Raw genomic sequence first — 21,994 nt, forward strand, 5'->3', positions numbered from 1 at the left:
CCCGGACCGTCGACGCCCGACCGCATGAAGGAGTGACCGCCATGGACGCCGCCGCTCCGCGCGCGACTCTCGTCAACCTCGCGAACGCCTTCGGGGTGGCCACCGAGTACTGGGACTGGCAGGGCGGGCACGTCACCGTGCCGGACGGGACGATCCGCGCCGTGCTCGGCGCCCTCGGCGTCGAGGCCGGCACCGACGAGGATGCCGCACGGTCGCTGGCGGCCGTGGACGAGCGCCACTGGCGCCGCACCCTGCCACCCACCGTCGTGTGCCGAGAGGGCTGGACGCCGTGGGTGCCGGTGCACGTGCCGCACGGCTCGAGCGTGCGGCTCGAGGTGGAGCTCGAGAACGGCGGCGCCCGGCCCGTGCGCCAGGTCGACCACTGGGTCGACCCGCGCGGGGTCGACGGCGCCGAGATGGGGGAGGCGACCTTCGAGCTGCCGGGCGACCTGCCCCTGGGCTGGCACCGGCTGCGCGCCCACGTGACCGGCCCCGCGGAGGGGGACGGCCCGGCCACCGGGTGGACCGCCGAGGCCACGCTCGTCGTGACCCCGGGCTCCCTTGCCCTGCCCGACGCCCTGCGCGACGGACGGGTGTGGGGCCTGATGGAGCAGGTGTACCAGGTGCGCTCGAAGGACTCCTGGGGCATCGGGGACCTGTCCGACCTCGCCGAGCTCGCCGCCTGGGCGGGGGAGGACCTCGGGGCGGACTTCGTGCTGGTCAACCCCCTGCACGCGGCGGAGCCGGTGGCGCCCATGGAGCCCTCGCCCTACCTGCCGACCACCCGCCGCTTCGTCAACCCCGTCTACCTGCGGGTCGAGGAGATCCCGGAGTCCGCCGGCCTGTCCGGGGCGGCCCTGCGGAGGGCGCGCGACGCCGCCGAGTCGGCCCGCGCGCTCAACGCGCAGGACACCATCGACCGCGACGCGGTGTGGGCGGCCAAGAGGGTGGCCCTGCACGAGGTCTACCGGCTGGGGCTGAGCGGCCGGCGGGCCCGCGACTTCGCCCGCTACTGCCGCACCGAGGGAGAGGGCCTGCTCACCTTCGCCACCTGGTGCGCCCTCGCCGAGGAGCACGGCCTGCCGTGGACGTCCTGGCCCGCGGACCTGCAGGACCCGACGTCGCAGGCGGTCGCGGACTTCCGCGAGAGCCACCGCGACGAGGTCGACTTCCACCGCTGGCTGCAGTGGGTGCTCGACGGAGCGCTGGCCGCGGTGCAGCGCGACGCCAGGGGCGCCGGGATGTCGCTCGGCGTCGTGCACGACCTTGCCGTCGGGGTGAACCCGCACGGGGCCGACGCCTGGGGTCTTGCCGACGCGCTGGCCCGCGGAGTCACCGTCGGCGCCCCGCCGGACCAGTTCAACCAGCTCGGCCAGGACTGGGACCAGCCGCCGTGGCGGCCGGACCGCCTCGCCGAGCTCGGCTACGCGCCCTACCGCGACATGCTGCGCACCGTGCTGAGGGACTCCGGCGGCATCCGGGTCGACCACATCATCGGCCTCTTCCGGCTCTGGTGGGTGCCGCAGGGCCACCCCGCGAGCGAGGGCACCTACGTCCGCTACGACCACGAGGCCCTCATCGGCATCCTGGTGCTCGAGGCGCAGCGCGCCGGCGCCGTCGTCGTGGGCGAGGACCTCGGCGTGGTCGAGCCATGGGCGCGCGACTACATGCGCGAGCGCGGCATCCTCGGCACCTCCATCCTGTGGTTCGAGTGGGACGCCGAGGGCCTCCCGCTGCCGCCGGAGCAGTACCGCGACCTGTGCCTGTCCACCGTCACCACCCACGACCTGCCCCCGACGGCCGGCTACCTCGGGCTCGAGCACGTCGCCCTACGCGACCGGCTGGGCCTGCTGACCCGGCCGGTCGAGGAGGAGCGGGCCGTCGAGGAGGAGTCCATCGGCAACGTGCGGGCGCTGCTCGCCCGGCGCGGGCTGCTGCCGGAGGGTGCCGGCGCGCCCGAGACCGTCGAGGCCCTCCACCGGCTGCTGGGTCAGACTCCCTCGCGGATGCTCGGCGTCGCGGTCACCGACCTCGTCGGAGACCTCCGCAGCATCAACCAGCCGGGCACCCAGGACGAGTACCCGAACTGGCGGCTGCCACTGGCCGGCCCGGACGGCAAACCGGTCGGGCTCGAGGAGGTCATGGCCTCGCCGTGGGCCGTCAGGCTGGCCGAGGCGGTCAGCCGGCGGTCGTAGCGGCCCGGGGCCGGTTCACCCCGGGCGAGTGAGGCGCCTTCGCCCGGTCGGTTCCTAGCGTGGAGAGGCGCACGACCGTATGCCGCGTGCAGCCCACGGCCGCGAGGGCCGCCGGCGCCGTTCGTCTCCTGGAGGGCCCATGGCCACCGACCTCTCCCTCAGCACCGAACCCGCGACCCGGGCGCCTTCCACCTGGTCGGCCGACGGCCGGACCTTCACCTGCACCACGTCGCTGGACCGGGCGCCGGCACCCGGCGACGTCGTCGTGCTCGAGACGGCTCCGGGGCAGCGGCTGCTCGGGCAGGTGCGGGGCAGCGCGCCGGCAGTCGGGCCGGGCGCCGAGCCCGCCATGACGGGCTCGGGAGTGGTGCTCGGGGTGCTCGGCGAGGCGGATGAGCTGACCACGGAGCGGGCCCATCCGTTCGCCTCCGCCTCGGTGCGGCCCGCTTCGACCGAGGTCCTCGAGGCGCTGCAGCGCGTGCGCGGCGCCGGGCTCGAGGTCGGCACGTGGCGGTCGGGGGCCGTCACGGTGCCGGCGCGCCTGCGTACGGACGGTTTCAACCGACACACCTTCCTGTGCGGACAGAGCGGGTCGGGCAAGACCTACGCCCTCGGTGTCGTGCTCGAGCAGCTGCTGCTGCACACGGGCCTGCGCATGGTCGTGCTCGACCCCAACGGGGACTTCACCCGGTTGGGGCAGGTGCTGCCCGAGGCCCCTGCCGACATCGCCGAGCGCCTCGCGGCGACCGACATCCGGGTGCTGCGCCCCGACGCGGGCGGCGGCGAGCCGCTTCGGCTGCGCTACAGGACCATGCCGCGCGCCGCCCAGGCGGCCATCCTGCGGCTCGACCCGTTGGTCGACCGCGCGGAGTACAACCTGTTCCTCCACCTCGATGAGCGCTACTACCGTGAAGGGCTCGGTGCGATGGTCAGCCGGCTGCGCGCAGGCGAGGCCGACGAACGCGCCCTGGCCGAGCGCCTCGAGAACCTCGGCCTCCTCGAGTGGGAGGCCTGGGCCGGCGAGAAGGCGTCCGCGGCCGACATGGTGACCGCCGGCACCCATGCCACGGTGATGGACCTCGGTGGCTTCCGCGACCCCGTCGAGCCGCTGGCCGTCGCCCTCGACGTCGTCGAGTCGCTGTGGGCGCAACGGGAGAACCGGACCCCGACCCTCATCGTCGTCGACGAGGCTCACAACCTGTGTGCCGCCGAACCTCGTGGGCCGGTGCAGGCGGCGGTGACCGAGCGCCTCGTCCACATCGCGGCGGAGGGACGCAAGTACGGCCTGTGGCTGCTGCTGTCGACGCAGCGGCCGTCGAAGGTGCACCCGCAGGTGCTCAGCCAGTGCGACAACCTCATGCTGATGCGGATGAACTCGCCCGGTGACCTCGCCGAGCTCGCGGCCCTCTTCGGCTTCGCCCCCGAGCAGATGCTGCGCACGTCGCCGTTCTTCGTCCAGGGCGAGGCGCTGTTCGCCGGGGGCTTCGTGCCGGCACCGATGTTCGCCCGCATGGGGGCACGGCTGACCATGGAGGGCGGCAGCGACGTGGCCGTCCCGGCAGGGCCGGACTGACGCGGCGTCCGGACCGTGAGACCCCGGCGCCCTTCTGCTGGACCGTCACCGGTCCGCCGTGCTCCACTTCTGCCATGTCTTCGACCACCGCGGCCGGCCGCGCGCACATGACCCCCATGTGCCGCCGTGCCATGCGGTGTTGCTGCTGCGCCTGAACCAGACCGCACCAGCCCGGCGCCCGACACCTCCCCGTCGGCGCCCCCGAACCGGAAGACATCCATGGAAGCCAGCCTCACGGCATACCGCCGCCTCCACATCGACCTGCACCTGACCGACAGCGACCTGTGTCGGCGAATGCGCACCCCGCAGCCGCCCGACCTTCCCTTCGCTGACCCCAGGAGCAGTCATGTCCGTCATCACCACCGCCGGAACCCCCGGCGTCAACCGCTTCACCCGCAGCCAGCTGCTGCGCACCGCACGGCTCTTCGCCACTGACCCCGACCTGCACCGCCTCGTCGACCTCGAGTCCCCGCAGCGCCAGTGGCGACGGCTCGACGCCACCGACCACCTCGAGATCTGGCTCATCGCGTGGCCGGGCCGCACGACCACCGGGTGGCACGACCACGACGTCTCCGAGGGCGCGTTCCTCACCGTCCGCGGGACGCTCACCGAGACCGCGCGGTCCGGCGGCGCCTTCCACGACCGTGAGCTCACCGCCGGCGAGGGCCGCTCCTTCGGCGCCCGTCACGTCCACGAGGTGTCGAACCTCGGGTCGCTGCCGGCCCTGTCGGTGCACGTCTACTCACCTGCGCTGACGCGCATGACCCGGTATGCCGTCGTGGACGACCGCCTCGAGCACACCGGAGTGGAGCGGGCGGGGGAGGACTGGTGAGCACCACGAACTCGGCCGCAGTCCGCACGCCCGTTACGCACTGGGAGACGACGCTGTTCAGCGCCGGACCCGTCGCGCCGGGCGGGTCTGCTCGCGGACGGGGCTGGGACGCGCCGGCCTACGACGGCATCGACGACCAGCTGGCCGACGCCCGCACCCGGCTCGACCGCGTGAGCGCCAGGGCTGCCTTCCAGGAGGTGCTCCACAGGCGGGCCGTCCTGGTCGACATCCGGCCGGCGGCCCAACGTGCGGTCGAGGGAGAGGTGGCCGAGTCGCTGGCGCCGCTCGTGGTCGAGCGCAACGTGCTGGAGTGGCGGTTCGACCCGCGGCACGAGGCCAGGCTGCCACAGGCCGGCTTCGACGCGCGGGTGATCCTGCTGTGCCAGGAGGGCTACACGTCGTCGCTGGCCGCCGACGCCCTGGTGCGGTTGGGCGTCGCGCGGGCGACCGACGTGGTGGGTGGCTTCGCCGCCTGGCGCTCGGCTGGTCTCCCGGTGGGGGACCGCGATCGGGGCTGACCTGCGCGCTGGCTGACCGAGCGACCCGGGCGCTCACACGGCGGCTGACCGGTGCCCCGCTCGCTGGGGCACCAGTCAGCCGGTGCGAGCCTCGGGTTGGAGGCGCGGCGAACTAGTCGTTCTCGGTGTCGCGGACGACCCGGTGCACGGTGTGCTGCGCAGCCGTGGGGTCCGTGGGCGTCTCCACCTCGGTGACGACGTGCTCTCGCTCGATGGTGCGCCGGGAGTGGGCGATCACCGCACCGCCGGCCACCATGAGGATCAGGCCGACCACCTGCAGGTCGACCCCGGGCGCGTCGACCCGCACCGCGAAGGTCAGGATGGCGCCGAACACGGCCATGAGCACACCCGCTCCCACGAGACCCGCCTCCTCGTCATCGACGACACCCGGACTCCTTCGAGTCTACGCAAAGCGGGCGAAACCGACACGGGAGCGAGTCGCGACCAGCGTCCGTCCCGTCATGCCGCGCGTGCGGCCTCCTCCGGGTCGTTGGCCAGCAGGAAGGACTGCAGGCCCGCCAGGTCGTCGGTGTTGAGGGCATCGACGTCGGCGGCGACGAGCTCGGACCACACCGCGTCCCTCGCGGGACCAGCCAGGTCGGGGGTGGCCCAGAAGCGGACGTCGTAGCCGGCTGCGTGGGCGCGCTGCACGATCTGGTGGAGCTTGGCGCGCTCCGCCTCAGGCATCGGGCCGACACCGAGCCACGTGAAGTGCTTGGTCCAGTTGTCGCTCACGAGCGGCATGACGTCCGACGGCAGCCCGGACTCGAGGTCGGAGAGCCGACCGTCGTAGAACGAGCGGCGCCCCGCCGCAGCCTGCATCGCCACGAGGTCGCGGTTGCCCGAGATCACCGCCGTCACGGCCCGCTCGTGGACGCGGCCTCCCCGGGCAGCGGTGAACAGCTCCGGGTATCGGGCCAGCTCCCGCTCGATCACCGGCCAGGTCGAGGTGGCCTCGCTCTTGACGTCGATCAGCAGGCGGAGCGAATCGCGCCAGCCCGGGTGAATCGCGCCACCGTTGTCGCGGAACCGCTGCCGCAGCGGCTCGAGGTAGGTGCTCGCAAGGGTCCTCGACGGGTCCGGGCCGTCGTGGCCGATGAAGAGCTGCCCGTCCACGAGCCAGACATCGGCCTCGACCGACGTGAACCCGTGGTCGAGCGCATCGAGCAACGGACGGTCGTGCTCGTAGTCGTTGTGGGCATGGGCGCGTTCGAGGGGCTGGACAGTGTGCCGAGCGGGCCCGCTCGCCGTCGCGGGGGCCATACCGGGCAGCGCGACGACGGCGACGAGTGCCAGCACCACGGCAACGATCACGCCCTGGATGCGGTGAAATGTCATGGTTCGCATGAATCTCAGCCTGCTCGTGCGAGAGGGCGCCAACCACCTGCGGCTGGTAAGGACTTGGTGCTGCCCCGGTGATGAGTCGGTGAACGGGAGGTCTCGCGGCGTCACCCGGGAAGGAAGCTCATCCGGACGTCCCGCCGTGTGTTGTCGACGTTGATGTCGACCAGGCAGATGCTCTGCCACGTGCCCAGCGCGAGCCGGCCGTCCACCACGGGGAGGGTGGCGTAGGGCGGCACCAGGGCCGGCAGCACGTGGGAGCGGCCGTGCCCCCGGCTGCCGTGCCGGTGCCGCCACCGGTCGTCGGCCGGCAGCAGGTCCTGGAGGGCGGTCAGCAGGTCGTCGTCGCTGCCCGCCCCGGTCTCCAGGATCGCGAGCCCCGCGGTGGCGTGCGGCACGAAGACATGGAGCAGGCCGTCGCCGCGCCCGGCGACGAAGCGCCCGCAGTCGTCGGTGATGTCGAGGACGACGTCCTCGGTGCCGGTCCGGTAGCTCGTGGTCTCGGTGTGCATGAGCACATGCTCCACCGACCGCCGCGACGTCGCCCGCGCGGTGACCGATCCCGGATCAGTTGACCCTGACGACCACCGCAGCGGACTGGGAACCCGCGTGCTGGGAGTCGCCGGCATACCTGACCGTGAGGCTGCGCTGGCCCTTGGCGACGGGCGTCCACACGATGGTCGCGTTCCCGTTGCTTAGGGTGGCGGCGGTGCCGACGGGCTCCACGCCGTCGTAGAGGCGCGCCAGGCCCGTCGGCACGCTGGTGCCGGTCGAGCTCACGGCGACGCTGACCGACAGCGGCTTGCCTGCCTTCACCACCGTCTTCGGCACCGACAGGGTGGTGGTCGTCGCATACCCCTCCACCGTGACCGAGCTGGTGGCGCGGCTCGTGAGGTAGGCGGGGCTGCCGCTGTAGTCCGCGGCCACGGGGTGGGTGCCGATCGGCAGGGTCGCGACCAGGACGGCGCGTCCGCTGCTGTCGAGGCTCACCGTGCCGAGGGACTTGGTGCCCTGCGTGAACACGACCTGCCCCGTCGCGGTCCCCGCCCCACCGGTGACGGTGGCGCTCAGTGTCACCTGCCCTCCACTGGTGGTCGTGGCGGCCAGCGAGGTGGTCGAGGCGACCGCCGAGCTCGCCGGGCCGGCTCGGAACCGGGCCCGCCCGGTGAGGGCCTCCGGGTGGCTCTCACAGTGTTGGATGAAGCTCACGTCGAGGCTGGCGATGGTGCCGTCCGGCGCCGTGCCGATCGAGTGCACCGTGAACTCCCCCAGCAGGGTGTTGCAGCCCCGGCCGCTGCCAGAGACGCTGAGCCCCGGCTGGCCGGTCCCACGGAACGGCGCCCGCACGGCGTTGTTGTACGTCCCCGGCTGCAGCGTCTCGCCGGGCGCGGCCGCGAAGTCGGCCGTCCACCAGTCCCCGGTGGCGGGGTCGTCGACGCTGATGGATGCGTACTCGGCGTCGCCGCGGGCCGTGATCGAGGCGGTCGGTGGGACGTAGCTGGCCGTGGCCCCCTGCCCGATGTGGTCACCGTTCTGGCTCTTGAACCACAGTGAGGTGTCCCCGCTCGAGACGGTCTGCGAGAGGCGAGCGGAGATGGCCGTGCCCTGCTTGGCGTAGAGCCAGTGGGCGCCGGGGGCGAGGCGGTCGGTCGTGAACCGGGCCAGGCTGGCGGCGTCGGGGCTGGCCTGGCCGATGACCTGGTCTCCGTCGAGGAACGTCACCGGTCCCGTGCCGGGGCTGACCCGCGCGGTCAGGGTGACCGGCTGGTTCGCGACGGTGCTGGGGTTCGACGAGGTGAGCACGATCGGCACGACGTAGGGGGCGGCATACTTCACCACGCCCGTCAGGGCCGCGCTGTCGCCCTCACAGTGCTGGGTGAACTCGGCGTCGAGCGACGTGATGCGACCCGCGGTGTCGGCGCTGATCGCGTAGATGGTGAAGCTGCCGGTCACTGTGTTGCACCCGCGGCCGGTCGAGCTGACCGAGAGGCCTGGCTGCAGGTCGTTGAACGGTGCGCGTGCAGCGTTCTGGTAGACGCCGGTCCTGAGCTGCTGTCCGCGCGGCGCGGCCAGGGTGACGCCCCACCACTGCGAACCGGTGTCGGCGCTGAAGCTCACCGAACCCGCCGTCCCACTGATCCCGAACGCCGTCGGCCCGGTCAGCGTGCCGCTGCCGCCCTGGCCGATGTAGTCGCCGGCCTGGCTGGCGTACGAGAAGTACGTCTCGGTCTCCGCCAGCGCCTGGGCCGGCGCCGACAGCGCGACCCCGGTCAGCGGCGCCACCAGCACCGCACCCGCCACCACGCGACCCCACAGCGAACGTGCACGCATCACGAGCTCCCCCTGCTCCCCCTGCGCCGCGACCCGGCGGGATGCCGGATGGTGCGGCAATGCGGGGCACAGGCTAGCCACAGCGGTATGCCGCGGGGACGCTTTCGCCGAGAAGTGCGCCCGAAGGGGTTACCTCAGCAGAGTCGACGCGCCGTTGCGGACCTCGGTCAGAGCGTCGCGAGCCCCTTCACGACCGTGGCTGCCGCTCCGCCGAGCGCGAGGACCATGACGGCCCGGCTGGCGCGCTCGGCCGGGACCCGGCGGGAGAGCAGCTCACCCCCGGCGAGCCCGAGGGCCAGGGCTGCGAGCGAGACCGCCAGCGCGGGTCCCGGCAGGTCGGGCGCGCCCTTCGAGAGCAACGAGGCCAGGTTGACGATCACCGAGTAGAACTGGAAGGTCGCCACGAACCGCCGGTGCTCCCAGGCGGTGCTGACCGCGTACAGCACCATCGCCGGACCACCGACCCCGGCCGTGACGTTCATGAACCCGCTCGCCGCGCCCGCGGTGGCGGCACCTCCTCGTCCCCTCAGCACCCGGGCTCGGGGGCTCAGCTGCACCAGCGCCAGGGCGACGAGCACGAGGGAGCCGATCAGCAGGAGCAGCAAGGGTCCCGGCACTGAGCGGGCGACGAACGCTCCCACCGGGATGGCCAGCAACGCGGGCACGGCCAGCATCAGCCCCCGCCGCCACTCGACGTCGCGCCAGGTGCTGGCGAGGACGACCACGCTGACCACGAGTCCGAGGATGTTCGACAAGATGATGCCGTCGAAGGGCCCGGCGACGAGCACGAGCAGCGGTGCGCTGACCAGGGCGAAGCCGATGCCCGTGACCCGTTGGGTGACCGCCCCCGCGGCGACGCCGAGGGGCAGCAGGAGCAGCTCGCCCGTCACGGGTACCGCCTCAGGGCCGTCACACCCCGACAGCGAGGTAGCGGACGTCCTGGAACTCCTCGAGCCCGGCCGCCGCGCCCTCGCGCCCGAGGCCGGACTGCTTGACGCCGCCCATGGGGGCGAAGGCCACCGACGGCAGCGCGTTGTTCGCGCCGACGATCCCGACCTCGAGCCGCTCCGCCACCCGCCAGAGCCGGCTCGCGTCGCGCGACCAGAAGTATCCGGCCAGCCCCATCTCGGTGGCGTTGGCCCGGGCAACCGCCTCGTCCTCGGTGCGGAAGGGGAAGACTGCGGCGGCGGGGCCGAACACCTCCTGGGTCGCCAGCGCCGCGGTGTCGGGCACGTCCGTGAGAAGGGTCGGCGCGGCATACGTGCCCGCCGAGGGCAGCTCGAAGGTGCGCGTCAGGCGGGTCGCGCCACCCGCCAGGGCCTCGTCGACCATCGTCGTGACCGCGTCGACCCGGGATCGGTCGATGACCGGACCGAGGTCGGGGCAGGCGTCGGCGAGCCCGTTGCCGACCGTCATCGCGTCCACGGCCTTGACCAGGCGCCCGGTGAACTCCTCGAAGACGGACTCGTGCACGACGAACCGGTTGGCGGCGATGCACGACTGGCCGGTGTTGCGGAACTTCGCGAGCAGTGCCCCCTCCACGGCGGCGTCGAGGTCGGCGTCCTCGAAGACGATGAATGCGGCGTCACCGCCGAGCTCGAGCAGCGGGCGGACCACCCGCCGCGATGCCGTCGCCATGATCTCCCGGCCCACCTCGGTCGACCCGGTGAAGCTGACGGCCCGCACCGACGCGTGCCCCAGCAGGGACTGGGTCACCTCACGGGCCGGTCCGTGCACCAGGTTGAGCACGCCGGCCGGCACCCCGGCGTCAACGAGGCAGCGGAACATCTCCGTGACCGCGAGCGGTGCCTTCTCCGAGACGCGCGCGACGACGGCGCAGCCAGCGGCGAGCGCAGGAGCGAGCTTGCGTGCCTGGATCGAGCACGGGAAGTTCCATGGCGTCAGCGAGGCGACGACCCCGACGGGTCGCCGGATCGTCAGGTGGCGGCGGCCAGCGGCCTCCGGCGGGATCACCTCTCCCTCGGGGCGGCGCGCCTGCTCGGCGAACCAGCGGAAGTACTCCGCGGAGAACGCCACCTCACCCTGGGCCTCGGGCAGTCGCTTGCCGGCCTCGACGGCGAGCAGTCGGGCGATCTCGTCCGCGCGTTCGGTGAGCAGGTCGGCGGCCGCCCGCAGCAGGTCACCGCGGGTGCGGGCCGGCAGCGCGGCCCAGCCCTCCTGGGCGCGGGCAGCTGCGTCTGCTGCGCGCACTGCGTCCTCGGGCGTCCCCCATGCGCAGTGGCCGGCCACCGAGCCGTCGGCGGGGTTGACGACCTCGATGGTCTCGCCAGGGCTCTCCCAGCGGCCGTCGACCAGGTGTGCGGCGAGCGTGCTCATCGTCGATCTCCTTCGTGTGCGAGTGGGGCAGGTCAGCGGACGAGGACGTCCGGCCGGCTGCGGCCGCCGACCTGCAGGGACGGCCAGTCGGGGTCGTGCACGAGCACCTCGGGGCCGTCGGCCCGCACGACAGCGGTGTCCTCGACCTTGAGTCCGTCGGCGCTCGGGTTCCAGGCCACGACCGACCCGGTGGCGAGCTCGTCGTCCGACCCGGCGTGGGCGGGGAAGTCGCGCGGCGTGAAGCCGGACAGCCCGCCCTGGTGGTGGTGGTGCCACTCGTCCGCGGCGAAGCCGTGGTCCGCGTATGCCGCGGTGCCGGCGGAGAACGCCTCGCCGAGCCGGGTGCCGGGTCGGCTGGCGTCGAGAAACGCGCGCTCGACCTCGAGGAGGCGGCGGTAGCTGTCGTGCCGCTCGGCGTCGAGGCGGCCGAAGGCGACGACGCGGGTCACGCTGGCGATGAGCCCGTGCCGACGGGCGCAGCAGACGAGCATCGCCCGCTCCCCGAGCGGGGCGTCCGTCGGGAGCGGGTGGCGGTGCACGCCGGGGCGCTCACCGCCGCCGACCATGAGCACGACCGGGTCAAGGCCCGCGGCGAGCAGCTCAGCCGCGAAGGTGCCCGCCGCGGCATACTCGCTCACCCGGGGCGTGAGCCGGAGCGCGGCACGGGTGGCCGCAGCGGCAGCGTCGCGGCTCACCTCGGCGAGCAGGCCCTGCTGGCGGTCGTCGAGGACGCGCCGGAGGGCGGTGACCGCCGCGGAGACGTCCACCGACCCACCGGTCTGCCGGTCGGCGCCCACACCCGGCCCGGACGGCAGCCGCTCGTCGCGCGGGGTCCACCACGGGACGACGTCCCACTCGACCGGCAGGTCCGCGAGCTCGGTGTCGCGCAGGCGAGGCGCCTCGATGGCGTTGCACACCACGCGCAGGGCCGGTTCGTCACCACCGAGGTCGACCACCACGTCGAGGCAGGCGCTCTCCAGGGTCTGCGGCACGTGCACCCGGGCCTCGAGCAGCCACGCGAGGGTGGCGGGCTCGCGCAGCAAGAGTCGGTCCACGCCGGCGTCGCGCGCCACGCCGGTGAGGGCGGTGAGCCGGCGAGCCAGTGCCGCCTCGCGGGTGTCGGCCACGGCTGCGTCAGCCATGCCGCACCACGCCCGCCACCGGCTGGGTCCCCTCGGCAGCGACCTCGTCGCCGCTGATCCGGACCTTGGTCTCGGAGCCGTCGAAACCGGTCACGGTGACGGCGAGGTCGTCGGGACCGCCGTAGACGTGCAGGGTCCACGGCCGGCCGACCAGGTCGTCGGTGCGCCCGACCGAGTCGTCGACGTCGACGCGGGGGATGACGGCCCCGTCGCGGACGAGCACCGGCATCGTGTCCAGGCCAGCGACGGCCTCGCGGTAGCCGGGTCCCTCGTACAGGGTGCCGTCGAGGAGGTCGTGCCACCGGCCCTCGGGCACGTAGAAGCGCCGGCGGACCGGGGCGGTGCCGTCGTCGAAGACGGGCACCACGAGCAGGTCGGAGCCGACAAGGAACGCGTCGTCGACCGACTGCGCCACGCGGTCGTCGGGGAACTCGAGGCCCAGCGGCCGCATCACCGGCCAGCCGGCGCCGGCGGACTGGTGCGCCACCTGCCAGAGGGTCGGCAGCAGCTCGTAGCGCAGGCGGACCCAGCGCCGGGCCGCCGCGAGCGCCTCGTCGCCGAAGGCCCAGGGCTCACGGGGGCGCAACCCGTGGGCGCGCATCAGCGGGGAGAGGGCGCCCATCTGCGTCCAGCGGACGTACAGCCCGGGGGTGAGCTCGGGTCCGAAGAAGCCGCCGATGTCGTGGCTCCAGAAGCCCGGTGCGCTCACGGCATACGACAGGCCACCACGGACGGTCGCCTGCATGCCCGCCACGGTCGACTCCGCGTCGCCACCCCACTGGCCGGGGTAGCGCTGGGAGCCCGCCCAGCCGCTGCGGCCCCACACGAGCGGCGCGCGCCCGGTGTGGCGGCGGATCGCCTCGCTGACTGCGCCGTTGTAGCGCAGGGGGTAGGTGTTGTGGGCGTGGTTGGCCGGGGTGCCGTCGAAGAGCGCCACGTCGTCGGGCAGCGCCTCGCCGAAGTCGGTCTTGAAGACGGCGACACCGTCGTCAAGGAAGGCCTCGTGCATCCCCTGCCACCAGGCCACCGCGTCGGGGTTGGTGAAGTCGACCAGCGCGCGCATCCGCCCGTCCGGCGTGGGTGTCTTCTGGATGCCGGCGAGGCTGCCGTCGGAGCGGCGCACCAGGAAGCCCTTCTCCTCGGCCTCGGCGAAGCGCGGGCTGGCCGGGTCGAGGTAGGGCAGCTCCCAGACGGACAGCCGCACGCCTTCGGCCGCGAGGGCCTCGACGAACTCGCGGCGGTCGCCGAAACGGGACTCGTTCCAGATGAAGTCGCAGTTGAGCCGGTCCACCACGAGCCAGTCGGGGTCGCAGTGCAGCACGTCGACGGGCACGCCGTGCTCGTGCATCATCCGCGCGACCTCGAGCATCTCCTCACGGGAGTGGTAGCGGCAGCGCCCCATCCAGTAGCCGAACGCCCACAGGGGCGGCACCTCCGGCCGCCCGGTGAGGGCGGTGTATGCCGTGAGCCGCTCCTTGGGTGCGCCACCGCCGATGAGGTAGAGGTCGACGGCCTCGTCCGCGACCGTCAGGCCGAGCACCGACGGACGCGTGTGGCCGACGTCGGCCGTGACGACCGCACCGGTGTTGAGGAACCCGGTGTACCCGGTGGTCGAGTGCCACACCGGGACCGGCTTGTAGGACAGGCCCGTGCCGGTGCCACAGGCGTCCTCGCTGCGCAGGGTGAGGCGCTGCCCGTTCTTGACCAGGCGGGAGAACTGCTCACCGAACCCGAGCACGTCCTCCTCAGTGCCGAGCTCGAGGTTCAGCGCGAGGCCGTCGGCGTCGGCGAGTGCCGTGGGGGCCATCATCAGGCCGGCGACCTGCCGGAGCCGGTGGGCTGAGCGCAGCAGCACCGCGCCGGTCGCGTCGTCCTCGAGCGTCAGCGTGAAGGGAGCCCGCCCGACACGCAGCCGCAGCGAGCCGCTGCGCACGACGACCTCCTCGACGCCCTCCTCCACGGCGAGCGCCGCAGGTGCCGGGGCGGGGTCGGTGACGATGCCCAGCCAGGTGCCGTCGTCACCGAGCACGCTGTGCCCGGCGGGTGCGAGGGTGACGCGCAGGACGGCCGGTGCCGGTGCGGTGACCCGCAGCTCGTAGGCGGTCACGTCGGTCGGGGGCAGCTCGAGGTCGGGCAGGTTCGGCATCTCGACCTCGACACCCTGCTCGAGCAGCGGCTCGCCGGTCAGCCAGCCCGGCATGACGCCGAGCTGCACCCCGGGCAGCGCGTCGACCGTGAGGACGGCGGCATCGGTCTCGCTGCGCACACTCGCGACGCGGCGCAGCAGGAGGGTGTCGGACACGGCGGCTATCCCTTCACCGAGCCGGCGGTGATGCCGGCCACGAAGTAGCGCTGCAGGAACACGTAGGCGAGCACGATCGGCGCCGAGGCCACGACCACGCCGGTGAACAGCAGCGGGAAGTCGGTCAGGAACTCGCCCTGGAACGACAGCAGCGCCACGGGGAGGGTCTGCTTCGACGGCTCCTGGATGAACAGCAGCGGGTACAGCAGGTCGTTCCAGTGCATGACGAACAGGAAGATCGCGGTCGCCGCGAGCGAGGGCACCGACAGCGGCAGCACGATCGAGCGGTAGGTGCGCCACGGCCCCGACCCGTCGATCGCCGTGGCCTCGAACATCTCCCGCGGCAGGGTCTTGAGGAACCCGGTCATGATGAACACCGCGATCGGCAGGGTCACGACGATGTTGACGAGCACGAGCCCGACGAGGCTGTTGGTCAGGCCGAGCAGGTCGAAGAGCACGTACTGCGGGATCATGTTCGCCTGGGCCGGCACCGCCATCCCGAGGATGAGGAAGCCGTAGACCAGGCCCCCCTTCCACCCGGGGATCCGCGCGATGCCGTAGGCGGCCAGGCTGCCGACGAAGAGCGTCAGCGGCACCGAGCAGGCGGTGACGATGGCGCTGTTGCGGAACGCCACCCCGAGGCCTGCCTCACCGAGGACGGCGCGGTAGTTGGCGGTGTCGAGCGAGGACGGCGGGCCGAACGGCGAGGCGAACAGCTCCTGCGTCGTCTTGAAGCTGCCGGCCACCACGACGACCAGCGGGACGAGCACCAGCAGGGCGTAGACGAGGAGCACGGTGCGGCGTGTGAGGGAGTAGGTCATGGCGGTCCTCCTAGGCCGCGCCCTGCGACAGGCGCACTGCCCGTCGCTGGAGCCAGGTGACGAGGGCGATCACGAGCATGAAGACGATCGACTCCGCCGCTGCGTAGCCGAACTCCGAGTTGGCGAAGCCGGCGTAGATGCGGGTGGAGAGGATGTCGAGGGAGGGCTTGGGCGGGTTGCCGCCGAGCCCGAGGATGAGGTCGAAGGCCTTGAAGCTCTGCACCGTCGTGTAGGCGATGACGATCGCGGTCGCCGGAGCGACCATCGGCCAGGTGACGTGCCGGAAGAGCTGCCACCGGGACGCGCCGTCGACCTCGGCCGACTCGTAGAGCTCGGCGGGGATCTGCTGGAGGCCGGCGACGTAGATGACCATCATCTGGCCGACGTGGAACCACACCTGCGTGGCTGCGACGAAGTAGATGGCCTTGTTGTCGTCGCCGAGGTAGGAGCTCTTGAGGCCGTCGAGGCCGACCGCGCCCAGCACGCCGTTGGCCAGGCCGTAGTTCGGGTCGTAGACGAACTTCCAGATGAAGGCCACCGACACCGAGCTGAGGATCGTGGGGAAGAAGTAGACCGAGCGGAGGAAGACCGACGACCTGGTGTTCTTCACGAGGAAGACGGCCAGCATCAGCGACAGCAGGGTCTGGAAGACCACCACCACGAGCATGAACTTGATGTTGTTGAACAGGGCGTTGTGGAAGAGGCTGTCGGCGGTGGCGATGGTGGTGAAGTTCGAGACCCCTACGTCGTTGAAGTCCGCGCTGAAGCCGTCCCAGTCCGTGACGGCGTAGCGCACCGCCTCGACGGTGGGGATCGCGAAGAACACGACGTAGAGCGCCAGCGCCGGCAGGGGGAAGAGGAACAGCGCCGGGTGGGGACGGTCCACCCGGGACTGGCGACGAGGCGCGAACCCGATGCGGGTCCGCGGCGGCCGGGCCGACGTGGCGGACCGGTCCGGCGTGCGGCTTCGCTCCGACGTGAGGGTCATGACCGCCTCCGCTGGTCGACGACCCGCTGCGCGGCCTCCGCTGCCTGCTCCGGGTCCTTGCCGCCGAGCACCTCGGTGCAGGCGTTCTCGACGGCCGCGCGCAGGTCGAGGTCGTTGAACTGGAACCGCGGCGCGAGCAGGGTGTTCCTGGTCAGCCAGGGCTCGGTGGCCTTGAGGTCCGGGCTGGTGTACTCCACTCCCGTGAGGGTGAGGTGCTGGCCGGTGCCGTTGGCGTAGTCCGACGCGACCTCGGGCCTCGAGAGGTACTCGAGGAACTTCAGGGCCGCCTCCTGCTTCTTCGAGGCGGCGTTGACGCCGAGGATGAACGTCGCGTTGTGGATGCCGACGTACTTCACCTTGTCCTTCGACACGGTGATGGGTGCGATGAGGTCGATGGGGAACTTCGCCCCCAGCTTGCGCACCGGAGCCATGTGGAACGAGCCGGTGGCCAGCATCGCCGCCTTGCCGGTGGCGAACATCTGCTGCAGCGGTTCCGAAGAGGTGCCGGTGGCCTTCGGCTCGACGAAGGGCCGCAGCTCGGCGTACTGCTTCAAGGTGGTGATGAACCAGTCGTCGGTGACCTTGGCCCTGCCCGCCTCGATGTCGGCGCAGCTGGTGTCGTTCGGCTGGTTGTTCATGACCATCGAGTTGAAGAGCTGGCCGGCGTTGGCGGGTTCGCCGCCCGGCCAGGCCAGTGGGACGACGCCTCGGCCCTTGAGCTGCTCGCAGAGGGCGAGGAAGCCGTCCCAGTCCTGCGGGATCTCGCTGGCGCCGGCCTTCTCGAAGAGGTCGACGTTGAAGATCGGCATGTTGAACACGAGCTGGTAGGGCAGGCCGAGCTGGCGCCCGTTGGCGTCCTTGCCACCCCTCGCCATCTTGGGCAGGTAGCTGTCGGCGAAGGTCTGGGCGCTCAGGTCGAGGAAGAGGCCCGCCTTGGTCATGTCGACGAACTGCGCACCCCGGAAGGCCGTGAAGGCGTCACCGATGGCGCCGCCCTTGATCTTCTGCAGCGCGGTGCTCTGGTAGTCGTTCGAGGGCGAGATGTCCTGGCGGACGGTCGTGCCGGGGTTGGCCTTCGAGAAGCCGGCGATGATCTTGTCGAAGACGGCCTTGTCCTCGGCCCGCCAGTGCGCGAACGACAGGTCGCCGGAGACCTTCGCCGTGCCGATGGGTGCCGGCGCCGTGGCCTGACTGGCCGGCCCACGCGACCCGCCCCTCACCGTGCCGGGACCCGCGCAGGCTGCCGCCGCCGCTCCCGCGCTCAGGATGGCGGCCCCGCGCAGGATCTGCCGCCGGCCGAAGACTGCTCTGCTCTGCTCTGGTGTCATGGTGCGCTCCTTTGCGTCACGAACCTGCCGGGAGGGGGCAGGTCACCACTCGACGACGGGTATGCCGAGCTGGTCGGCGGCGGTGCGAAGTGCCGGCCGGACGTCCGTCCAGGCGAGGACGGTGTGGTGGGGGAAACCGCCGGTGACCAGCCCCTGCACGAACGCCGCGGCGTCGGTGTCGAGGCGGACGGCGGCGGTGTTGCCCTGGAACCGGTTGGGCTCCGGGACGGACTCGCCCGAGGCGATGAGCAGCCGCAGGCCGCCCGTGCCGGGCTCCTCGGTGAGCCGGGCCATCACGACCGGTCCGGTCTTGAGGGGGAAGTTGCCCGCGACGCCGATCTTGCGGTTGCAGTGCACGGACTGGGTCGCCTCGGCGGGGTCGGCCGCGAGACCGGTGGCCGCGGCGCCACAGTGCCACAGGCGCACGAGGTTGGCCTCGCTGTCGAGGTCCACGGTGTCCACGAGGTAGGTCGTCCCGGCACCGAGGGCTTCGAGGAGCATCATCGTGACGGCGCCGTAGACGTCTCGTTCACACGCGGTCGGCGTGCCGACGTCGGCCAGTCGCGAGAGCGAGGAGCAGGGGCACACGCCGAGCGAGGTGGGGAACTCGGGCCAGCAGCGGATCGCCATGCCGGACAGGTCTGCGTCGTCGCGCCAGGAGCGCATCGCGGAGGTCACGGAGGCCGACAGCTCCACCTGCTCGTCGTCGACGTCGGCCAGGCTCGGCTGCGCGGCCAGGGCCGACGCGCGCTCGGAGTCGCGCGCGGCCTCGGGCACGGAGGCGACCTTGCCGAACATGTCGTCGACCGAGATCTGCTCGACCTCGATGCCGAGGAGCTTCTCGAGCAGGGCGCCGTCGTAGTGGCTGGGGGTGAAACCGGGGGGTGCCTCGCCGACGAGGCCGAGGCGGCGCCCCTGGAGCGTGGCCAGGGCGGCCTGCACGGGCTCGAGCTCGCCGCGGTCGCGCTGCTCGGCGGGCAGGGCGGGGACCACGGGGAGGTCGCCTGCCAGGGCCCGAGCAAGGGCCTCGCGGACCGCCGGCTCACCGGGGTCGCCGTGGACGAGCCGCGGCGTGCGCCCAGCGTGCACCACCAGGGCGTGCCCGAACAGGTTGGCTCCGCACATGCTGTTGAGCCACAGCCGGTCGCCGACAGGGCCCGGTTCGCGGAAGGACCACAGCAGCACGGGCTGGTCGAGGTCGCCGTAGAGGCGCAGCGCCGGGCTGGCGTCGGAGAAGGAGGCGCACACGTTGACCACCAGGTCGGCCTCGGCCAACGGCAGCGCAGCCGCTGCCTCGAGGTCCTCCGGCGTCATGACGAGGTCGGCCGGCCCGGTCACCTCGGCGCCGAGTTCCTCGAGGAGCGCGCGCGCCTCGGCGGCCCGCTCACGGGCGACGTCGACGGCGAAGGTCGGTCGGGCGGTGGGGACGAGCACCACCTTGGGACGACGGGCGGTCATCGGGTCACCCCTGCGTCGACGAGCTCGGCCAGGCGCTGGAGCCGGGGGACGGAGACCTCGCGGAGGTCCCGCTCCACGTCGTCGCTGCCGATGACCGAGGCCCACACGGCCCGGCCGGCGAGGAAGCCCGAGGCGCCCTCGGCGCAGGCGAGCTCAACGGCACGGGGGAAGAGCTCCGCCGGCACGCCGGAGGACAGCACGACCCACGGCGACGACACCGCGTCGGTGATCTGGGCGCAGCCGCGGCGGATCTCTGCCTCGTCGCCCTGCCCCTTCAGGGGAACCTCCGCCTTGTACAGGTCGGCGCCGAGGTCGCCGAGCTCACGGGCCGCCTCGATGACGCAGGCGTCCCAGTCCCAGTAGCGGCCGTCACGCGGGGCCTTGGCGACCGGTTCGATGATGCTCACCAGGCCGGCCTCACGGCAGCGCGCCACGAACCGGCGCACCATGTCCACCCGCACGGCCGGGTCGCCGTCGGGACGGTGGATGACGAGCAGCTTCATCGCGACAGCCCCCTGCGCGCGCACCTGTGCGGGGTCGACCGATTCGTCGATGACGACGTCGGTCACGAACTCACCGTTGCCCGCGATGAAGTCGTCGGCGGCGGCGATGAGCCCACAGGAGGGGGCGACCGCGGCGGCCTCGACCACGGCGTCGAAGGCGAACTGCTTGTCGACGAGGACGGCAGACGCGTACGGGCTGAGGATGCGGGTGGCGGCCACCTTGAAGTGGCGCAGCTGCTCGTCGGTCACCGGCGTGTCCTGGTGCTCGGCGAACATGGCCCGCATGGCCTCGCGCTGGTCGACGGCGAGCATGGCGAAGCCGCCGCTCGGTCTTGCCAGTTGCGCCAGTCCGGTCGTGGCGGGCGCGGGGGTGCTGCTGTTCACGGTGGTCTCCTTGGCTTGGCGGGAGTCGTCAGGTCAGGGGCGCCGGCGTGCCCATGAGGGCCTCGACGCGTTCGTGGGTGGGGATGGCCGACCGGCCGTCGAGCCCCTGGCAGGACAGGGCGGCGGTCGTGTTGGCGTAGTGGAGAGCGGCCTCGAGGCCGAGTCCGCGGACGTGGGCGGCGAGCAGTGCGCCGTGGAAGACGTCTCCGGCTCCCAACGTGCTCACCACGTCGACGGCGACCCCTGGGGCGTGGGCCCGCTCACCGGAGGCGTCGGCGCCGTAGGAGCCGCGGCTGCCGTCGGTGGCCACGACCCGCTGGGCCCCCTCGTCCAGCGCCGCCGAGAGCAGCGCCGCGGGCTCCAGCGGCCCGTGGACCGTGCGGAGCGCCTCGAGGGAGGGAGCGAAGAGGTCGACACCGGCGGGGGTGAACCCCTCGACGGGGTAGCCCAGGTCGACCGAGAGGCGCGGGCCCGAGCCGGCGGGCACCGCGGCACGCACCGGACCCCAGCCGACGTGGTCGGTGTGGACCCAGTCGGCGCCGTCCACAGCGGCCGCAACGGCGACCGGGTCGAGCGCCGGGCCGGGGCGGGCGCAGATGGCCCGGGTGCCGCGACCGTGGTCGACGACGATGACGCTGGCGCCCGAACGGGTGCCGCGCCCCACCGTCACCCCGGAGACGTCGACCCCCTCCTCCTCGAGCCCCTCGACGATCCGCCGGCCGTCGGGGTCGTCGCCCACGGTGCCGACGAAAGCGGCCGGAACGCCGAGGCGGGCTGCCGCGACCGCGGCCGTCGCGGCGGGCCCGCCACCGGCGAACACCAGCTCGTCGGCGACGACCCGCTCGTCGGGGTGGGGGAAGGACGGCACGAGGGCGATGGAGTCGACGGTCGCCGCTCCGACGAAGAGCACCTTCGGCTGGCCGTGGCCCATTGACATCTCCTTCGACGTCCCGCTGAGTGGTTGTGACCACACTAACGACGGATGTTGGAAAGTCAACACTTGATGTGAACTATCCTTCGACAAGGCACGATGACAGAGGCGGCAACAGAGCGGCCCTGGTGCAGCAGGGGCAAAGGAGCAGGCGTGGGACAGGAAGCGATGCGCTACGACAGCGCACCGGCACGGCGGCGCATGATCATGGAGGCCCTGCGCGAGGCCGGGTTCATCTCGGTCACCGACCTGACCCATCGGCTCGGCGTCTCGGACATGACGATCCGCCGAGACCTGCGCAAGCTCGAGCAGCACGGCGAGGTCCGGGTGGTGCACGGTGGCGTCAGCGCCCTGCACGGCCCCCTGCAGAACCCCGCCTTCGTGAGCCGGGCGAACATCGACGCCGAGGCGAAGAAGGCGATCGCCGAGACCGCCAAGGCCCTCATCGGCCCGACCGACACCATCGCGGTCGACGCCGGCACCACGGCATACGCGCTGGCCCAGGCGATCCCCGAGGACTTCCGAGGCACCGTCGTCACCCACTCCATCCCCGTCATCCAGCTCATGCTCAACCGCGGGCTCGGCCGGGTGGTGGGCCTCGGCGGGGAGCTCCTGGTGGAGAGCCAGGCGTTCGCGGGGCAGATGACCGTCGAGGCCGCGTCCGGACTGCGAGTCCGCACGCTCTTCCTCGGGGCGGCCGCGGTGGACACCCGAGGGGTCTACGTGGCCACTGACACCGAGCGCCCGACCAAGCTGGCGCTCATGGACATCGCCGACGAGGTGGTGCTCCTGGCCGACCACGGGAAGTTCGCCAGCTCGGCACCGGTGCTGCTGTGCTCGCACGAGCGGGTCGACACCCTCGTCACCGACGTCGCCCCGCCGAGCGTGATCAGCCGGCACCTGGAGAAGACGGGCACCGAGGTCGTGGTGGCCGGGGACCGCCAGCGCCGCAACGCGTAGCCCCACGGGGCCGAGCCCTCTTGACACGAGTCACCAAAGCCCCAACCATG

General features: G+C 72.6%; 19 protein-coding genes. 5 read left to right on the forward strand and 14 right to left on the reverse strand.

Annotation, left to right across the window (positions count from 1 at the left end; genetic code table 11):
• Positions 1–41 precede the first annotated feature (41 nt).
• The 4 genes from malQ (at position 42) to P0Y31_RS02700 (ending at position 5,118) form a co-directional block, all read left to right on the forward strand.
• Positions 42–2,195, forward strand: coding sequence for a 4-alpha-glucanotransferase (gene malQ / locus P0Y31_RS02685; protein WP_275866525.1), 2,154 nt, complete (start codon positions 42–44; stop codon positions 2,193–2,195).
• Between the two features lie 139 nt (positions 2,196–2,334).
• Complete coding sequence (locus P0Y31_RS02690; protein WP_275866526.1) at positions 2,335–3,768, forward strand: ATP-binding protein; 1,434 nt, start codon at positions 2,335–2,337, stop codon at positions 3,766–3,768.
• Between the two features lie 346 nt (positions 3,769–4,114).
• Entirely contained in the window at positions 4,115–4,600 is a 486-nt protein-coding gene (locus P0Y31_RS02695; RefSeq protein WP_275866527.1) for a cysteine dioxygenase family protein, read from the forward strand.
• A complete protein-coding gene (locus tag P0Y31_RS02700; RefSeq protein ID WP_345803605.1) occupies positions 4,597–5,118 on the forward strand; it encodes a rhodanese-like domain-containing protein in 522 nt (173 codons plus the stop codon). Before P0Y31_RS02695 ends, P0Y31_RS02700 begins: the two co-directional genes overlap by 4 nt.
• Before the next feature lie 112 nt (positions 5,119–5,230).
• Here the strand turns inward: P0Y31_RS02700 and P0Y31_RS02705 are convergent, their stop codons facing one another.
• The 14 genes from P0Y31_RS02705 to P0Y31_RS02770 form a co-directional block, all read right to left on the reverse strand.
• Positions 5,231–5,476, reverse strand: a complete 246-nt coding sequence (locus tag P0Y31_RS02705) for a DUF6458 family protein (RefSeq protein ID WP_275806026.1) — start codon at positions 5,474–5,476, stop codon at positions 5,231–5,233.
• 101 nt (positions 5,477–5,577) lie between these two features.
• On the reverse strand, positions 5,578–6,465 hold the full coding sequence (locus P0Y31_RS02710) for a phosphatidylinositol-specific phospholipase C/glycerophosphodiester phosphodiesterase family protein (protein WP_345803606.1): 888 nt from the start codon (positions 6,463–6,465) through the stop codon (positions 5,578–5,580).
• A 101-nt stretch (positions 6,466–6,566) separates the two neighbouring features.
• Complete coding sequence (locus P0Y31_RS02715) at positions 6,567–6,971, reverse strand: secondary thiamine-phosphate synthase enzyme YjbQ (RefSeq protein WP_275866528.1); 405 nt, start codon at positions 6,969–6,971, stop codon at positions 6,567–6,569.
• Between the two features lie 55 nt (positions 6,972–7,026).
• Positions 7,027–8,790, reverse strand: a complete 1,764-nt coding sequence (locus P0Y31_RS02720; protein WP_275867082.1) for an Ig-like domain-containing protein — start codon at positions 8,788–8,790, stop codon at positions 7,027–7,029.
• A 167-nt stretch (positions 8,791–8,957) separates the two neighbouring features.
• Positions 8,958–9,680, reverse strand: a complete 723-nt coding sequence (locus P0Y31_RS02725; RefSeq protein ID WP_275866529.1) for a TSUP family transporter — start codon at positions 9,678–9,680, stop codon at positions 8,958–8,960.
• A gap of 19 nt (positions 9,681–9,699) precedes the next feature.
• Positions 9,700–11,127, reverse strand: a complete 1,428-nt coding sequence (locus P0Y31_RS02730) for an NAD-dependent succinate-semialdehyde dehydrogenase (protein ID WP_275866530.1) — start codon at positions 11,125–11,127, stop codon at positions 9,700–9,702.
• Positions 11,128–11,159: 32 nt separating this feature from the next.
• Positions 11,160–12,269, reverse strand: coding sequence for a M24 family metallopeptidase (locus P0Y31_RS02735; RefSeq protein WP_275866531.1), 1,110 nt, complete (start codon positions 12,267–12,269; stop codon positions 11,160–11,162).
• The gene (locus P0Y31_RS02740) at positions 12,262–14,571 is read right to left on the reverse strand and encodes a glycoside hydrolase family 31 protein (RefSeq protein ID WP_275866532.1); all 2,310 of its coding nucleotides are present in this window, start codon (positions 14,569–14,571) and stop codon (positions 12,262–12,264) included. Before P0Y31_RS02740 ends, P0Y31_RS02735 begins: the two co-directional genes overlap by 8 nt.
• Positions 14,572–14,576: 5 nt before the next feature.
• Positions 14,577–15,392 carry a carbohydrate ABC transporter permease gene (locus tag P0Y31_RS02745; RefSeq protein ID WP_275806038.1) on the reverse strand — a complete coding sequence of 272 codons (816 nt, stop codon included), beginning with the start codon at positions 15,390–15,392 and terminating at the stop codon, positions 14,577–14,579.
• A 10-nt stretch (positions 15,393–15,402) separates the two neighbouring features.
• Entirely contained in the window at positions 15,403–16,380 is a 978-nt protein-coding gene (locus P0Y31_RS02750) for a sugar ABC transporter permease (protein ID WP_275866533.1), read from the reverse strand.
• The gene (locus P0Y31_RS02755) at positions 16,377–17,708 is read right to left on the reverse strand and encodes an extracellular solute-binding protein (protein WP_275866534.1); all 1,332 of its coding nucleotides are present in this window, start codon (positions 17,706–17,708) and stop codon (positions 16,377–16,379) included. Before P0Y31_RS02755 ends, P0Y31_RS02750 begins: the two co-directional genes overlap by 4 nt.
• Before the next feature lie 42 nt (positions 17,709–17,750).
• Positions 17,751–19,166 (reverse strand): hypothetical protein, encoded by a 1,416-nt coding sequence (locus P0Y31_RS02760; protein ID WP_275866535.1) that lies wholly within the window; start codon positions 19,164–19,166, stop codon positions 17,751–17,753.
• The gene (locus P0Y31_RS02765) at positions 19,163–20,053 is read right to left on the reverse strand and encodes an aldolase (RefSeq protein WP_275866536.1); all 891 of its coding nucleotides are present in this window, start codon (positions 20,051–20,053) and stop codon (positions 19,163–19,165) included. The genes P0Y31_RS02760 and P0Y31_RS02765 overlap by 4 nt, the downstream gene beginning before the upstream one ends.
• A 28-nt stretch (positions 20,054–20,081) precedes the next feature.
• Positions 20,082–20,984, reverse strand: coding sequence for a PfkB family carbohydrate kinase (locus P0Y31_RS02770; RefSeq protein ID WP_275866537.1), 903 nt, complete (start codon positions 20,982–20,984; stop codon positions 20,082–20,084).
• A 153-nt stretch (positions 20,985–21,137) separates the two neighbouring features.
• On the opposite strand from P0Y31_RS02770, the gene P0Y31_RS02775 reads away from it, so the two are divergent.
• Entirely contained in the window at positions 21,138–21,944 is an 807-nt protein-coding gene (locus P0Y31_RS02775; RefSeq protein ID WP_275866538.1) for a DeoR/GlpR family DNA-binding transcription regulator, read from the forward strand.
• Positions 21,945–21,994 lie beyond the last annotated feature (50 nt).

The sequence above is a fragment of the Knoellia sp. 3-2P3 genome (genome assembly GCF_029223115.1).
GTDB lineage: Bacteria > Actinomycetota > Actinomycetes > Actinomycetales > Dermatophilaceae > Pedococcus_A.